Here is a 14,524-nt window from a genome sequence, read left to right as displayed (position 1 = left end):
GTGCAGAAGGTGATGCGTAAATGGGGGAGGAGCAGGGGAGATGATCATTTATTGCTGAAGAATAAAATCAATAAATCTTCTCCCGGCGACAGATAAATAACGGTCTTTTTTTGTTATGACAGCAAGCTGCCAATTAGTTACTGGTTCTAAATCAATAAATCTTACTTGATTGTTTGTTGTGCGGTTGCAAATCGATTCTGGAAGCATGGAAATCCCTAAATTCGCAGCAACAATTTCAATCATGAAGTCCCATTGTGAGCTTTTAAAGATGATGTTCGGCTCAAATCCTGCGTTGATGAATCCACGTTTCATCATTTCATATAAGGCAAAATCCTCACTGTAAAAAATAAACTCTTCATCTATAAGTTCTTTCATATGGACTTTTTTTCGATTGGAAAGAGGATGCTGTTTGTGGACAATTAATTTAATTTCTTCACTCACAAGGTGGAAGACGTGGAACGAAGACTCATCCATTATTGGCAATACGGCAATACCAATTTCAATTTCTCCTTCTTCGACACTCTTGACTACTTTAGCCGCTCCATACTCTTTAATATTGATTTGAATATTCGGATACGCCTTGTGAAATGCAGATATAACTTTAGGGAAAAAGAGGCTGCCGATCATTGGCGGAATACCGATGTTAATGTTCCCGCGAGCAAGATTAGTCATATCGTGGAGGGTAGTTGCCATCTCATCCATTTGAGCCATTATCTTTTGCGCGTAGTCGTAAACGATCTGGCCAGCATCTGTTAGTTCATGTGTTTTATTTGATCGATTAATTAGCGTGATGCCGATTTCTTCTTCCAAACTTTTGACACCTTTACTAAGGGCAGGCTGGGAAACATGCAGTTTTTCAGATGCTTTCGTCATGCTTTTCTGCTTTACTACTTCAACAAAGTACATTAATTGTCTAATTTCCATTTAACTGCTCCATTCCTATTTTCACTGTTTATTATTGTACTCCAACAGCTGAAAAAGAGACAGCGAATATTTATTATTTTGAAATAAAAAAAGATGTTTACAGAATGATGTAGGCGGGTAAAACTTTGTTAGAATGATTGGAAAGGTGTGGAAACCTGTGAATACTTATGAGTTGAAAACAAAAAAATGGCAAGCGGATTGGAAATATAACTTAATGTCTCAAAGAAAATATGAGAATTTACTTGCAAAGAAAAATACGGTGGAAATAATCGTAAGTAATCTAAATCGCAACAAACGGACTCGATAAGTACTTAAATATATGGAGAGTTCAGGCCGTTGGGTATGCCCTCAACAGCCTGAAAACATTTATCTAAAGAGCGCAGGTTAATTAAGCGCGGAAGGTTCCATTATATAATCTTCAAAAACTTTTTCTATAAGTGCATTTTCCTCGAAATTATTAGGGCTTTCCAAATGTTTGATTCGTACAATATAAACGGATTTAACAAACATATGAAGTGCTTCATCCTCGGTTAAAGCATCAATCTTATTAATCAACACTTGATCGGATATATAGTTGACAATTCTACTCAGAAATTCTTTTGGATAATCCTTTGGCAGTTTTCCAGTTTCTTCTGTAAAAATACCCCCTTGACCTTCGACTTCTACATGACGTACAACCTCTGACAATTCTTTAACACTGAATATATCCACTGATTCAACACCTCTTTCCTCTAGTATTATAACAGGGGTTTAAATACTAGTAAATTAATGTTTTTTCACATTGCTTTGTTGGTTCAGGCCGCGGTGGCCAAAACGTTGTTATATAGAAGGAAATCGCATATTCTCTTACAAGGATTACAAAAAAAACAGAATGGAAGTCCCATATTGGTAGCATTAATGGTAAAATACTCATGGAAGAATTTTTTTAAAGGGAGTCATTATGGGAAACGAACAAAATAAAGACCTTAATATTATGTATAATATGGTGAAAGATTTTCACCAAGCATTCGGACATCAAGTCGGAGAAACACCTGCACCGATTGAAGAAAAAACAGCTGTAAACAGAGCTGTATGGACAGGAGAAGAGCTTGTAGAATTTCTTTATGCAACAGCTGACGGAAAAGAAGAAAAATTTCAGGAGCTGTTTCAAGCATTTCTTGCTGGCCTTCATAAAGCCGCTGCTAAAATTACGACAGAGAAAAAGCCTGTCGATGATGTGCTTGTTGCACAAATGGACGCATTGACAGATGTGGAGTATTTTAACCAGGGAAGCTTTGTCATTGCAGGCGTAGAGCCATTTAATCTGTTTAAGATTGTTCAAGAAGCAAATATGGGCAAGCTGTTTGAAGATGGTAAACCAAGATTTAGAGAAGAAGACGGAAAAATCATTAAGCCGCCGAACTGGGAAAAGGACTTCGCACCGGAGGGTCGTCTTAAGCAGGAAATAGACAGACAAAAAGGAAACAAATAACAGGCTCATTCAAAGATAGCCAGAACAAGACCTTTTTAGAAAGAGTCTTGTTCTGGTTTTTTTTTGTTTTTCTCTTGCAGGGCTTTTGTGCCACTGTGTAATCTTTTAGACCTATAATCGATTTGAAATAATAGGAAAATGCTAACTTGTATCTGTTTAAGATTTTTTTCGAAAAAAGTGACATGATGTCATCTTAATATATTGACAAGATGACACGCTGTCACATATAATAAATTTTGTTATCAGATGTGACACTGTGTCATGTATAGGAAGTAGGAGTTGTCTTATGCCAAAACAAACATTTTTCCATTTAGCAGCAGATAAGCAAGATACGTTGATTCATGCTGCAAAAGAAGAATTTTCAAGAGTTCCGCTACATGAGGCATCTATTGCCAATATTATTAAAAGCGCAGGTATTCCGAGAGGAAGTTTTTATCAGTATTTCGATGACAAAGAGGATTTGTATTTTTATTTATTAAGTGAAATCTCCAAGAAAAATACGAAGCGATTCCTTTCCATATTAGAGGAAAATGACGGAGATTTATTCGCAACCTTTATTAAGTCCTTTCAATTTATGGTGACAAATCATAAAGAACAAAATCATGAAAACTTTTTTAAAAACGCCTTTTTGAATATGAACTATAAATTGGAGAACACATTAGCTAATAATGTATACGAAGAAAAGCAAAAAAGTCTTTTCTTAAATATCTCCCAATCGATTAACAAAAGCAACCTGAACCTAAAGGATGAAAGTGAATTGCATCACATGGTAAGAGTTATGACAGCCGTTACCTTCCATAATATTGTTCAAATGTATGTGAAGGATTTAACCGTTGCAGAGGCGACTGACAGTTATCTGAAGCAAATGGATCTTCTTAAAAGGGGATTCGGCAGGGAAGAAGTATGATGAAGGATTTAATCAACATGCAATTAAAAAAGCTTGTCGACACACTTCAGAAGCAAAACATCTCTGCGCAAATTATCAAACGTCCTGACATACTCCAATTAGCATGTGCAGATAATAAAAAGATAAATTAATTTACTAAGGGTAAGGAGACAAAAACTATATGGATTCCAGTTTACAACAAAAGAAACCTCCATATTTGATGATTGCCATTCTATTTGTAGGTGCATTTGTATCATTTCTAAACAACTCACTTTTGAATGTTGCATTACCATCAATTATGGTTGACCTAAAAATTGACGATTATTCGACGGTACAGTGGCTGTCAACAGGCTATATGCTTGTCAGTGGTGTATTAATACCAGCTTCAGCCTTCCTGTTAACTAGATTTTCGAACAGAAGCCTATTCATTACCTCCATGGCCATTTTTACAGCAGGTACTGCATTGGCAGCATTTGCTCCTAACTTTGGCACATTGCTTGCAGGACGAATGATCCAAGCGGCAGGGTCTTCGGTTATGGGCCCGCTGTTAATGAATATCATGCTAATTAGCTTCTCCCGTGAAAAACGTGGTGCTGCTATGGGGATTTTCGGATTGGTTATGATTACAGCTCCTGCAATCGGACCAACATTATCTGGTTATATTGTTGAATTTTATGACTGGAGACTTTTATTTGAAATGATTCTTCCGCTTGCTGTAATCAGCTTGCTGCTGGCAGCATGGAAGCTTGAGAATGTTATGACACAAAATAAAAATGCAACACTAGATTATACATCGGTTGTATTATCTTCCATCGGTTTCGGCGGATTGTTATATGGTTTCAGCTCCGCAAGCTCCGACGGCTGGTCTGATCCAGTTGTATTAATATCATTGATTGCCGGTGCTATAGCATTGGCGGTATTCATCATACGACAATTAAAAATGGAAGAACCGCTGCTTGATTTGCGTGTTTATAAATATCCAATGTTTGCGCTAGGCTCTGTTATTGCGATAGTTAATGCGGTTGCGATGTTTTCCGGGATGATTTTGACACCAGCATATGTACAAAACGTCAGAGGGATATCGCCACTTGATTCTGGTTTAATGATGCTTCCTGGTGCAGTTATTATGGGGATTATGTCGCCGATCACAGGAAGGCTGTTCGATAAATTCGGTCCCCGTGTTCTTGCCGTTATAGGTCTGGCTATTACAGGTGTATCGACTTATATGCTGGCACATTTGCAAATAGATTCAACACATGCCTATATCATTCTTGTCTATACATTGCGTATGTTCGGAATGTCAATGGTAATGATGCCAATCATGACAAACGGCTTAAACCAATTGCCAACACGTTTGAATCCTCATGGAACGGCTGTTAATAATACAGCTCAGCAAGTTTCAGGATCAATCGGGACAGCGATACTTGTTACAATTATGAATACAGTCACAAAAAACGAAGCGGAAAGTATGATGGCTGGAGTAGATCCAGCTTCTGTGACAGAAGCTTCAGCTGCACTGCTTACACAAAAAGCGCTGCTTGAGGGAATTCAATATTCCTTCTACGTGACACTTGCTATTAATGCTATTGCTTTAATTCTGGCACTGTTTGTTAAACGAGTCGATACAAGTCAAGAAGCAGTTAAAGAGCTTGAGAAGCAAGGAAGCCCAAATAGAAAACCAGCAACAAACTAACAGCAAAAAAGGAATGATCTGGTGAGTCCAGTTCATTCCTTTTTTATTTTTCTATAACAGCTAGTTACTGCTGCTCATGCTTTGGGTAGTTTCCTACAAGATAGATGGCGCTAATAAGTCGTTTATTTATCCATTTTCTGTTTTCTTCTGTGTTTAAGTGGTCAAACACATGTTGTCTGCCTTTTTCTGTTGTTACGTAATGGTGAGGCAGGTTGTTTAGGCTGTATGCAATTATATCCATTTTACACTTTTCGCACTTGCAAAAAAGCTGAAAATCTGGACTTAGTAATAAATAGGTAACAAGAGACTCTACAATTTCTTCCATCACATTTAAATATTTTCTTTCCATATCTATTACCCCTTTTGTCTTACTATATATTTATATCGGCTATTTTGTTGATTTGTTTAAATGAGATAATGATTTATTCATCCTTAAAGGTATTTTATACTGAAGTTAGGTGTAAAGGAGGGAGATGGTCAAGTGACAAGTGACGAACTTTATCAAGAGTTCCTCTATATAGGAAAGGCCTTAAATAAAAACCTTGGTATAACTCCTGTTTTATATGGGTCATTAGGGCTTGAAGTCGTAACGGGTATTAACTTTAACCCACAGGATATTGATATTGTTGTGCCAATATCTTATATAGAGGAGAAATGGCCCCTTTTAAAGGAAATGATGGAAAAGCTGTCGTATGAACTGACAGATTTACACGAGCATAAGTTTGAGAAAAATGGGTTTGAAATAGGGTTCGCCTATGAAGAAGACCTGCCTCACTTTGCAGGAGTTGCTTATAACCTGTTAGAAATGAAGGTGGAAGCAGAAGCGAGATTTAAGGTGTTGTCTGTTAAAGACTTCTTAGCCGTTTACCGGAAATCATCAAAAGACAGCTACAGGAAAACCAAAAACAATAATAAGGATTTAAAGAAAATCGCTATTCTTGAATGCCTCTGATTTTGTCTCCGATTTTTTTCCGTAATGACTAGTGCTTTTACCTAAGCAAGACGCTGGGTGGGTGAATATCTTATTAGGGATTATAAAGAGGAGGTAAACTACAGATGAATGAGATAGCTGCAAATTATGGATTTTACCAAAATGATTTAAGAAGACCAATTGGCTTTGGCAGACGCCCATTTTATCGTCCGTGGGGTTTTCGGCCTGGCTTTGGTGCACCTTTCGCTGCGGGACTGCTAGGGGGTCTAGCTGCTGGTGCTCTTATTGGCGGCCCGTATTATGGAGGATATCCGTATTATCCATATCCGCCATACCCATACCCTTACTCATACCCATACTATCCTTATTAATAAACTAAAAACGCCCAAACCACTGGTTTGGGTGTTTTACTTTTCTAGCGGGAATTAGGGAAAATCCTTGTTACTGTCTCAACAAATTCATCATATAAACCGCTGATTGGTTTGCCATTTTCAATATCATCAGCATAATTAGTGAAGCGATCATAAAAATCTGGATTTGAAGATACATACACATTATCAATTTCACTATCCGTATCCTTCACTCTGTCAGCGATTTTATCTTCTAGTTTATTTGTTACACCATCTTCTTGATTTCCTTCAAGCTGTACAGCAACAAAGGCATTTTCATCTGTCTTCATGACAACTGCACGTTTCACTTCTTTCATATCTTTTATCTTTTCAGCCGCTTTATCAGCTACGTCAAGGTCCGCTTTATTGCGTTCGTCTGAGTTATTGCCGATATTGTCAGCGTTCAAGTTGTTTTCGGTATTGTTATTATTATTATCATTCATGGCTGTGCCGTTATTATCATCATCATTGCCGCACCCTGTCATAACTGCTGTCAAGGCTGCGACTGCAAGCAAATGTTTTACTTTTTTCATGGCGCTAGAACCCTCCTTAATAAGTTTCAAATTCAGTTTTCCCTATAACAAACTTGAATATGTATGAGGAAGATTTGTGCCATTTATTGTATAGAAGGGCAAAGCAATGAGATAATAAAAAACAAAAAAGCCTATTATCAAAAGATACAGGCTCTTATGAACTGTGCTCATCTGGTTGCTGCAAGTTTAAAAACTCGCTTACTTGTTGTACATGCTGCTGCAATGAATAATGTTTGTATAAACTGGTTGCTGAGCGTATTGGGTCACCGAAAAAGAATCGTTCGTATTGAGTCTGTCTTGTGCCAAAAGCGCTCATCGTCAAATCCCAGCCTAACCGAAATATTTTATTGCGATCTTCCGCTTTTTTACTTGCACCTTGCATGTATTGAAGTAAATCATTGCGAATAGCAGAATGAAAAGACTTCTCTTGCGGCAATGTCACAAGTCCGCTTGCACCAATCAACTGAATAATTTCACTAAAACGGGGATAACTTTTCGAGAAAATATTGCTTGCAACTTGAAGAGGAAGGATATTTGGTACGAGATGTCCACATTGATCAGGCTGTGCATCATGCTCAGACTTTTCTAATAAAGCTTTCATAGTCTCTAATGCGATGATAATCTCTGCCATTTTTTCCTGTATATGTGAATATTCTCTAATGTCAATGGTGTCAATTATAGATTCGGCTATGCCTAATATGAATTCTGTTTTCTTTATTTGTCTTATCAGCACTTGATGCAATGCGTAGTGGTGAAAGGAGCTCCTATTCAAAAAGTCATTGGCTGCTTTAAGATTGTCATAGTAGAACACCCGATTCCACGGAACAAGAACATTGTCAAAGACGAGAATACAATCCATCTCCTCATATCTTGCGCTTAAAGGGTAGTCAACGAGTGAATCGCCGCCTGCAAAGGATTCTCTGCATATAAACTTAAGCCCTGGTGTATCTGATGCAATACTGAAGGCGAACGCTTCATTTTTATCAAATTTAGGTGCTCCGAAAACGAGTACCTCGTCTGTAATACCGCCTTGAGTGGCCAACAGCCGTGCCCCTTTAATTATTAAGCCGTCCTTGGTTCTTGCTACAACTTTTGCGGAAATTGGTTCCGTGCTGTCTTCCAAAAATACCTGGGACCGATTAACCTGTGGGGTGATAAATGTATGTGTAAAAGTCAAATCTTTTTCACGTGCTTCTTCAAATAAATTTTTAATATTTTCTGGAAAACAATTTTCTTCACCAGCGAGCAGTCCAGCAGATGAAGCCAGACTCATTATCACCGTATTTAAATAATCAGGGCTTCTGCCCATCATTCCATAAGTCGCTTTAGCCCAGGCTTCCATCATTGTACGTCTTTTCCGTAAATCCTCCATCGTTTTTGGCTGCAAATAGGATAAACCGACAGGATTGCCTGTAAGAGGAGAGGGAAAGGTCATGTCCTTTAATCTGTTCGGATTTGTCTGCATATCATATAAAGCAGCCTTTGCTTGAAGAATTCCTTTAAATGCTGGATGGTTGGAAGGCTTTTCCACTAGCTTGGAGCCGTCCAGCCAAATTTCTGTATTCATTCTGTCAATACGTTCAATTAAAGCTTTGCCACTGATTACACCCATAAAAAATCCTTCCCTTTATTTGTTATTTAGTGAACCAGACTTATTTAAATTATTTTATTATAAAGTTTTGATTCTGTTCCAATACAACGACGGAAAAGTGAGATTATTCGAAATAAAGAAATTTTTATGGTGAAATATAGTAATATTTAGTGAGAGGATGGTTTGAAAAGATATGAAAAAAGTATTCAAATACTGTTATTTAACAGTAGCTATTCCAATTTTGTTTTTATGGTCAATCTTTTTTGATTCGAGCGGAAATTTAGGGTTATTTATCCGAGATGTATTGGAAGATACAAAATAAGAATTTATAAAAACAGCATAGTACATAACCAAAAAGATTAGAAAAAAGCAGGACAGCAATGTCCTGTTTTTTCCATTTAGCTTGCTGACGAGATATAGCTGTAACAGAAAAAATTGTCATAAATAACAAAAAAAATTATATGTTATGGGGAGCACACTGATAGGAGGTGATCCTTTTGGTAAGATTAAATACACTGTATCAAGACAAAGAGAGAGGCTGGCAATCCAAACAGATCATCTTTCAGACATCTCCATCCATAGGAGAAACCATTAAAATCGACAAAAAATTTTACAAAATCACTAATATCATTCATTATGCAGAGGATAGCAGTCTGGAAGTGATTGCACAAGCAGAGTGAAATAAATAAAAGGTATTGGCAAAAGTCAATACCTTGTTTTCATACCTACATTAATTGCCGCAAATAAACTATAATAAGTGAGTAAAATATGTTTGGCAAACAAAGAGTTAATTCCTATGGTTGTCTTAATACCCATAATTGGATAGACAAGCCATGTTTAATAGGAGAAAATTATGTTATCGTATTAAGAATGTGAAGACATGGATGACAGTTATAAAACAATAACTTTTCGTCTGCAGCAAGGAGGATATGTTAGGTGAAAAATAAAAATAAAGAGAGACTTTTGATGGCTGTATGGCTAGTCTCGACTATTGCCACATTCGGCAGCCTGTTTTTTTCAGAGATTATGAAATATGAACCATGTAAGCTTTGCTGGTTACAGCGTATATTTATGTATCCTCTGCCGGTCATTGTTGGATTAGCTCTTATAAGGAAAGATTATAATCAAATCTGGAGCTTTTTATCATTAGCGAGTATAGGGTTTATCATTTCTCTTTACCATAATTATATTATGCTGTTTCCACCGGAATTAGGCTCATGTGGAAGAGTATCATGTACGACCGATTATTTTAACTTATTTGGGTTCATTACGATTCCTCTGATGGCATTGATTGCCTTTCTTCTTATTATTGTTTTATGTGTTGCTGGTTTAAAAATGGACAAGCAAGCAAAATTCATTGTCGAAAATGAGCAAGAATAAGTCGTCCGACACTAAGCTGCCAAAATGGCAGCTTTTTTTCATTTATCTTGTATTTTCTGTCTCTAATGTTTAAACAATCTCCTGAAAAGGTAATTAACTTGTATACACTTCTTAGAATAATGGAAGTATAACTCACAATTTTTTCTTATAAGGGAGATAGTAGTACATGAAAACAAGCGAAGAACCTGGTTTTGTGAGAACATCTTCTACAGACCGCACAAGTAAGACAGGAAATGTGCAGAAAAAACAGAAGCTTTCACAAAAGGCATACTTAAAACTCATTACATTCATTTCAACTTTTGGAGGTCTTTTATATGGTTATGACACCGGCGTAGTAAATGGTGCTCTTCCCTATATGTCAAGAGAAGACCAGTTGAATTTGACTCCTTTTACACAAGGGCTAGTCACTAGTTCTCTTTTGTTCGGGGCAGCTTTTGGTGCTATTTTCGGAGGTAGGCTGGCTGACAGGAAGGGAAGACGGAAAACAATCATCAGCGTCGCATTTATATTTCTTATCGCAACAATCGGCTGTACATTTGCACCTAATATGGAAATCATGGTGTTAAGCAGATTTGTTTTAGGTCTTGCCGTCGGAGCTACATCGGTGACAGTTCCTGCTTTCCTAGCAGAAATGGCTCCTGCAGAGAAAAGGGGAAGACTTGTTACACAAAATGAATTAATGATTGTTACAGGGCAACTGCTCGCTTACATATTTAATGCAATCCTTGCGAATTCTTTCGGAGAAATGGGTAATGTTTGGAGATATATGTTAGTTATCGCAACACTTCCAGCAGTGCTGTTGTGGATAGGAATGCTAATCGTTCCGGAAAGTCCGCGCTGGTTAGCTTCGAAAGGTAATATAAAAGGAGCACAGGCAGTGCTTGAAAAGATAAGAGAAAGAGTTCAAGCACGAAGAGAGCTGAAGGAAATTGAAAATACAATCAAAGAAGAAGGAAAGCTTAAAAAAGCTACTTTTAAGGATTTAAAACTTCCGCATGTTCGCAGAATTATACTTATAGGAATTGGAATCGCCATGATACAGCAGTTAACAGGAGTAAACTCCATTATGTATTATGGAACAGAAATATTAAAGGATGCAGGATTTTCAACGGAAGCTGCCCTTATCGGCAATATTGCCAATGGAGTCATTTCCGTATTGGCGACTTTCGTAGGAATAGCCTTGCTTGACAAGGTGGGCAGACGCCCAATGCTATTTGTCGGCATGGCAGGGACAAGCACATCTCTGCTGCTTATCGGTATCATTTCGATTGTAATGAAAGGATCTGCCATGCTGCCATTTATTATTCTCAGTTTGACGGTGTTATTTTTAGCATTCCAGCAAGGTGCCGTTTCACCTGTCACATGGTTGATGCAATCTGAAATCTTTCCCCTTCATATGCGCGGGTTAGCGATGGGAATATCAATATTCTGTCTGTTTATGATGAATTTCCTTGTAGGATTGCTATTCCCTGTTTTATTTGATGCATTCGGATTATCGACTACCTTCTTCCTGTTTGTAGGATTAGGAATATTGAGTCTAATTTTTATAAAACGATTTGTTCCTGAAACGAAAGGACGCTCACTTGAAGAAATTGAGCATGCCTTCCGCAGTTCCAAGAAAAAACTTGCAGCAAAACAAGGATAAAGAATGAAGACGTTCCTATTTAGAGGAGCGTCTTTTTTATGGTAATGGCCCGTTTTTGAAGAGCTGAGTCGCAGATGCAAGGCTTTAAACATTTTATATAAAATAGCTTTTTCTTATTTAAAGGACAGAGCCTTTTCCAATACTAGTATGTTGACAAATGAAGCGAGAAAATAATATTATAAATTTAGTACCTGATACTAATAGTTGGATATATAAACTGGTTATAAATTAACAAAGGGAGAGACAATCATGATATCTAAAGCAAGAATAACGGCAATCGGGACATACGTGCCTGATAAAAGGCTGACAAATGATGATTTGGCCCAAATGGTAGAGACAAATGACGAATGGATTGTGCAAAGAACCGGCATAAAAGAAAGAAGGATAGCAGCAGAAGACGAGTTTTCTTCCACATTAGCAATCAAGGCGATTGAACATTTGGCTGCAAACTCAAAAAAGTCACTTGAAGACGTAGACTTTATTATTGTTGCGACAACTACAGCTGATTTCAGCTTCCCAAGTGTAGCTGCCCAAATTCAAAAACATTTTCACATGAGCTCTACTGGAGTATTCGATTTAAGTGCTGCATGTGCGGGCTTCACATATGGCTTGCATCTCGCGAATAGTCTGATTACTTCAGGAATGCATCGAAAAGTGCTCGTCGTAGCTGCAGAAACGCTGTCTAAGGTGACTGATTATACAGATCGGACGACATGTATTTTATTTGGAGACGGTGCTGGTGCCATGCTCGTTGAATATGATGAGGAAAATCCTAGCTTTCTGGCATCCCATATGGGTACAAACGGAGAGGGAGGAATTCATGTGTACCGAACTGCCATGTCGGAGCAAATGAATGGTGAGCCTTTAAAGACAAACGGGAAGATGGTTCAAAATGGCCGCGAGGTTTATAAATGGGCGACAAGAACGGTGCCTGGAGCAATGGCAGAGCTTTTAAAAAAGGCAGATATGACGATAGAGGAACTGGATTGGTTCGTTCCCCATAGTGCGAATCTGCGAATGATTGAGTCTATTTGTGATAAATCAGGTGCGGCAATCGAAAAGACTTTAACAAGTATGGTACCATATGGGAATACATCCTCCAGTTCTATCCCACTGGCGATTCAACTAGGATTATATGACCAAAAAATTAAAGAGGGAGACAGCCTGCTTTTGTATGGTTTCGGAGGGGGACTCACACATCTAGGTCTTATTATCAAATGGAATTTACCTTCATATTGAATGATGTCAGGAAAGAGTTAACAGGCTTTTTCCTGTTTTTTTATGTAAGAAGTAATTCTCTCTTTACAAGAAGTAGGTGGAAAAATAGAATAATTGTTAGACGGTATGTTACTAGAAAAAATACATAATAAGCTTGAACGGATAATAGATAAACGGAAGGTTGATAGGAAAAATGATTCAAATAAGGAATGTGAAAGAAACGGATTTGGAAAGATTGCTAACCATTGAAAATGAAGGGTTTACAAAAGAAGAAGCAGCAACAAAGGAAGCCTTTTTAGAAAGAATTGCTTTAATAAAGGATACGTTTCTTGTTGCGGAAAAAGAGGGGAAAATCATTGGCTATATTAATGGTCCAATCATTCCTTATCCATATATAACAGATAATCTGTTTGAAAGTATTCAGCAAAATCCGTCTGCAGGCGGATTTCAAAGTATTCTTGGATTAGCGGTAGCAAAAGAGGCCCGTTACAAAGGGGTTGCCCTGCTTTTGATGAACAAATTAAAAGAGCTTGTAATTAAAAATAACAGACTAGGAATTACATTAACGTGCAAGGAAGAATTGATTCCTTTTTATGAGAAATTAGGATTTAAAAACCATGGTCTATCAGAGTCCCAGCATGCAGGGACAGCTTGGTATAACCTCATTTATAAAATATAGACAAGGATGGATAGTGCAAAGAAATATTCCTTATTGATAGGCATAAAATACTTTTAATACTGAAGGGATTTTAGCGATTGAAGCTCATTATTAATACCTTATAAACAATATGGACATTTAATTATAAGAATTAAATATTTATATTTTTATAGTACATATAACAGAATAGGTTTTAAGTAGGTCTTTTCTTTTAAAGTAAAAGGCCTTTTGCTTATATTAAATAGACATATAAATATTGAATCTACTACGCGAATGCCAAAATTGCGAAAGGCAGATGTTTGAACATACATTTTTATACTTCCTCTCATAGAATAAATATGTATTTAATATGAAAGGTTGGAGGGAATAAAGATGGATAATATTATTACAGTCCTGATTCCGTTTTATAACCCCGGGAGATATATACTTGATGCAATCAGCAGCATCTACGCACAGCCTTATTTCTCTTGGAAAATCTTGTTGGTTGATGATGGTTCTACCGATGAAAGTCCAGAGTTAGTAAAACAGTTTCTTGTCGATCCTAGAATTTCATATGTAAGACATCCAGAGAATTTAGGGCAATCGGCTAGCTTGAATACAGGGCTGAGCCATATAGATACACCTTTTTTTGTTCAGCTCGATCCTGATGATTGGCTTTATCCGAACACATTGCAAAGCATGGCTAATGAAGCGAAACAACAGCCGGAAGATGTTGCTGTGATCAGCGGCAATATCAATATTAGCTTTGAAGATGAAAATGGACAGGTTTATATGTCGCGAATCAAACAAGGCAGACATTATACTAATCCATATGATTTTTTACTTGCAAACACGTCTATATGGCCAAGATGCTACAGAACCTCTGCAGTAAGAGAGGTCGGCGGCTGGCCTGTAGATGATCCATATGGCGGAAGGTATGTCGAGGATATTAGAATATTGCTAAAGCTTATTGTCTCACACCGTTTTTATTGGATTGACGAGCTTATGCTTTATCATCGCAGACATAAAACGAATAATACGAACGAGAAAGACGAAACGGCTTCTTCCTTGCGTATGCTCATTGAAGAAACATTAAAAAGCTGGGGAGATGTTTATAGGCCAATTTTTAAATATGAAGAAGGCTATATGATTTTGGATGGGTTAGAACCGACACAAGAAAATGCGGATGATAATGCTTAAAGGAAGAAAAGGGAATATTGCTCTAT

18 protein-coding genes are annotated in these 14,524 nt (G+C 37.4%); 13 read left to right on the top strand and 5 right to left on the bottom strand.

Features of this window, described 5'->3' with window-relative positions:
* Window positions 1-48 precede the first annotated feature (48 nt).
* Both MKX82_RS11770 and MKX82_RS11765 read right to left on the bottom strand, forming a co-directional pair.
* Window positions 49-924 carry a LysR family transcriptional regulator gene (locus MKX82_RS11770; protein WP_233313530.1) on the bottom strand — a complete coding sequence of 292 codons (876 nt, stop codon included), beginning with the start codon at window positions 922-924 and terminating at the stop codon, window positions 49-51.
* A 384-nt stretch (window positions 925-1,308) separates the two neighbouring features.
* Window positions 1,309-1,635 (bottom strand): hypothetical protein, encoded by a 327-nt coding sequence (locus MKX82_RS11765; RefSeq protein ID WP_233313531.1) that lies wholly within the window; start codon window positions 1,633-1,635, stop codon window positions 1,309-1,311.
* A 229-nt stretch (window positions 1,636-1,864) separates the two neighbouring features.
* Between MKX82_RS11765 and MKX82_RS11760 the strand changes: the two genes are divergently transcribed.
* From MKX82_RS11760 to MKX82_RS11745, 4 genes are all read left to right on the top strand, one after another.
* A complete protein-coding gene (locus MKX82_RS11760) occupies window positions 1,865-2,395 on the top strand; it encodes an HAD family hydrolase (RefSeq protein WP_233313532.1) in 531 nt (176 codons plus the stop codon).
* Between the two features lie 286 nt (window positions 2,396-2,681).
* Window positions 2,682-3,302 carry a TetR/AcrR family transcriptional regulator gene (locus MKX82_RS11755; protein WP_233313533.1) on the top strand — a complete coding sequence of 207 codons (621 nt, stop codon included), beginning with the start codon at window positions 2,682-2,684 and terminating at the stop codon, window positions 3,300-3,302.
* Window positions 3,299-3,433, top strand: coding sequence for a hypothetical protein (locus tag MKX82_RS11750; RefSeq protein ID WP_267913270.1), 135 nt, complete (start codon window positions 3,299-3,301; stop codon window positions 3,431-3,433). Before MKX82_RS11755 ends, MKX82_RS11750 begins: the two co-directional genes overlap by 4 nt.
* Window positions 3,434-3,462: 29 nt before the next feature.
* Window positions 3,463-4,974: a DHA2 family efflux MFS transporter permease subunit gene (locus MKX82_RS11745; protein ID WP_341077356.1), complete on the top strand. Its 1,512-nt coding sequence runs from the start codon at window positions 3,463-3,465 to the stop codon at window positions 4,972-4,974.
* A gap of 64 nt (window positions 4,975-5,038) precedes the next feature.
* On the opposite strand, the gene MKX82_RS11740 is transcribed toward MKX82_RS11745, so the two are convergent.
* Complete coding sequence (locus MKX82_RS11740; protein ID WP_233313535.1) at window positions 5,039-5,323, bottom strand: late competence development ComFB family protein; 285 nt, start codon at window positions 5,321-5,323, stop codon at window positions 5,039-5,041.
* Window positions 5,324-5,455: 132 nt separating this feature from the next.
* Between MKX82_RS11740 and MKX82_RS11735 the strand changes: the two genes are divergently transcribed.
* Both MKX82_RS11735 and MKX82_RS11730 read left to right on the top strand, forming a co-directional pair.
* Window positions 5,456-5,926 (top strand): hypothetical protein, encoded by a 471-nt coding sequence (locus tag MKX82_RS11735; protein ID WP_341077352.1) that lies wholly within the window; start codon window positions 5,456-5,458, stop codon window positions 5,924-5,926.
* Window positions 5,927-6,030: 104 nt separating this feature from the next.
* Entirely contained in the window at window positions 6,031-6,276 is a 246-nt protein-coding gene (locus tag MKX82_RS11730) for a spore coat protein (protein WP_233313537.1), read from the top strand.
* A gap of 44 nt (window positions 6,277-6,320) precedes the next feature.
* On the opposite strand, the gene MKX82_RS11725 is transcribed toward MKX82_RS11730, so the two are convergent.
* On the bottom strand, window positions 6,321-6,827 hold the full coding sequence (locus MKX82_RS11725) for a YhcN/YlaJ family sporulation lipoprotein (protein ID WP_233313538.1): 507 nt from the start codon (window positions 6,825-6,827) through the stop codon (window positions 6,321-6,323).
* 154 nt (window positions 6,828-6,981) lie between these two features.
* Window positions 6,982-8,439: a 4-hydroxyphenylacetate 3-monooxygenase, oxygenase component gene (gene hpaB / locus MKX82_RS11720; RefSeq protein ID WP_341077349.1), complete on the bottom strand. Its 1,458-nt coding sequence runs from the start codon at window positions 8,437-8,439 to the stop codon at window positions 6,982-6,984.
* 172 nt (window positions 8,440-8,611) lie between these two features.
* Here hpaB and MKX82_RS11715 point away from each other — a divergent pair, with 172 nt between their 5' ends.
* The 7 genes from MKX82_RS11715 to MKX82_RS11685 all read left to right on the top strand — a co-directional run bounded on the left by MKX82_RS11715 (window position 8,612) and on the right by MKX82_RS11685 (window position 14,498).
* Window positions 8,612-8,740, top strand: coding sequence for a hypothetical protein (locus tag MKX82_RS11715; protein WP_267913271.1), 129 nt, complete (start codon window positions 8,612-8,614; stop codon window positions 8,738-8,740).
* 175 nt (window positions 8,741-8,915) lie between these two features.
* Window positions 8,916-9,098, top strand: a complete 183-nt coding sequence (locus tag MKX82_RS11710; protein ID WP_233313540.1) for a hypothetical protein — start codon at window positions 8,916-8,918, stop codon at window positions 9,096-9,098.
* A gap of 256 nt (window positions 9,099-9,354) precedes the next feature.
* Window positions 9,355-9,798 carry a disulfide oxidoreductase gene (locus MKX82_RS11705; RefSeq protein WP_233313541.1) on the top strand — a complete coding sequence of 148 codons (444 nt, stop codon included), beginning with the start codon at window positions 9,355-9,357 and terminating at the stop codon, window positions 9,796-9,798.
* A gap of 166 nt (window positions 9,799-9,964) precedes the next feature.
* On the top strand, window positions 9,965-11,443 hold the full coding sequence (locus MKX82_RS11700) for a sugar porter family MFS transporter (RefSeq protein ID WP_233313542.1): 1,479 nt from the start codon (window positions 9,965-9,967) through the stop codon (window positions 11,441-11,443).
* A 249-nt stretch (window positions 11,444-11,692) separates the two neighbouring features.
* Window positions 11,693-12,682, top strand: coding sequence for a ketoacyl-ACP synthase III (locus MKX82_RS11695; protein WP_237941598.1), 990 nt, complete (start codon window positions 11,693-11,695; stop codon window positions 12,680-12,682).
* Window positions 12,683-12,854: 172 nt separating this feature from the next.
* A complete protein-coding gene (locus tag MKX82_RS11690) occupies window positions 12,855-13,340 on the top strand; it encodes a GNAT family N-acetyltransferase (protein WP_251645477.1) in 486 nt (161 codons plus the stop codon).
* Window positions 13,341-13,691: 351 nt separating this feature from the next.
* Window positions 13,692-14,498, top strand: a complete 807-nt coding sequence (locus MKX82_RS11685) for a glycosyltransferase family 2 protein (protein ID WP_237941597.1) — start codon at window positions 13,692-13,694, stop codon at window positions 14,496-14,498.
* Window positions 14,499-14,524 lie beyond the last annotated feature (26 nt).

This window comes from Niallia sp. FSL R7-0271, assembly GCF_038005785.1.
Classification (GTDB): Bacteria; Bacillota; Bacilli; order Bacillales; family Cytobacillaceae; genus Niallia.
This window is presented reverse-complemented; position numbering and strand designations above follow the sequence as displayed.

Excerpts from the sequence above, each read along its gene's own strand:
- MKX82_RS11695 (WP_237941598.1), top strand. The coding sequence starts at position 11,693 with ATGATATCTAAAGCAAGAATAACGGCAATCGGGACATACGTGCCTGAT.
- MKX82_RS11700 (WP_233313542.1), top strand. The coding sequence starts at position 9,965 with ATGAAAACAAGCGAAGAACCTGGTTTTGTGAGAACATCTTCTACAGAC.
- MKX82_RS11745 (WP_341077356.1), top strand. The coding sequence starts at position 3,463 with ATGGATTCCAGTTTACAACAAAAGAAACCTCCATATTTGATGATTGCC.
- MKX82_RS11770 (WP_233313530.1), bottom strand. The coding sequence starts at position 924 with ATGGAAATTAGACAATTAATGTACTTTGTTGAAGTAGTAAAGCAGAAA.
- MKX82_RS11715 (WP_267913271.1), top strand. The coding sequence starts at position 8,612 with ATGAAAAAAGTATTCAAATACTGTTATTTAACAGTAGCTATTCCAATT.
- MKX82_RS11685 (WP_237941597.1), top strand. The coding sequence starts at position 13,692 with ATGGATAATATTATTACAGTCCTGATTCCGTTTTATAACCCCGGGAGA.
- MKX82_RS11740 (WP_233313535.1), bottom strand. The coding sequence starts at position 5,323 with ATGGAAAGAAAATATTTAAATGTGATGGAAGAAATTGTAGAGTCTCTT.
- hpaB (WP_341077349.1), bottom strand. The coding sequence starts at position 8,439 with ATGGGTGTAATCAGTGGCAAAGCTTTAATTGAACGTATTGACAGAATG.
- MKX82_RS11690 (WP_251645477.1), top strand. The coding sequence starts at position 12,855 with ATGATTCAAATAAGGAATGTGAAAGAAACGGATTTGGAAAGATTGCTA.
- MKX82_RS11760 (WP_233313532.1), top strand. The coding sequence starts at position 1,865 with ATGGGAAACGAACAAAATAAAGACCTTAATATTATGTATAATATGGTG.
- MKX82_RS11725 (WP_233313538.1), bottom strand. The coding sequence starts at position 6,827 with ATGAAAAAAGTAAAACATTTGCTTGCAGTCGCAGCCTTGACAGCAGTT.
- MKX82_RS11750 (WP_267913270.1), top strand. The coding sequence starts at position 3,299 with ATGATGAAGGATTTAATCAACATGCAATTAAAAAAGCTTGTCGACACA.
- MKX82_RS11730 (WP_233313537.1), top strand. The coding sequence starts at position 6,031 with ATGAATGAGATAGCTGCAAATTATGGATTTTACCAAAATGATTTAAGA.
- MKX82_RS11755 (WP_233313533.1), top strand. The coding sequence starts at position 2,682 with ATGCCAAAACAAACATTTTTCCATTTAGCAGCAGATAAGCAAGATACG.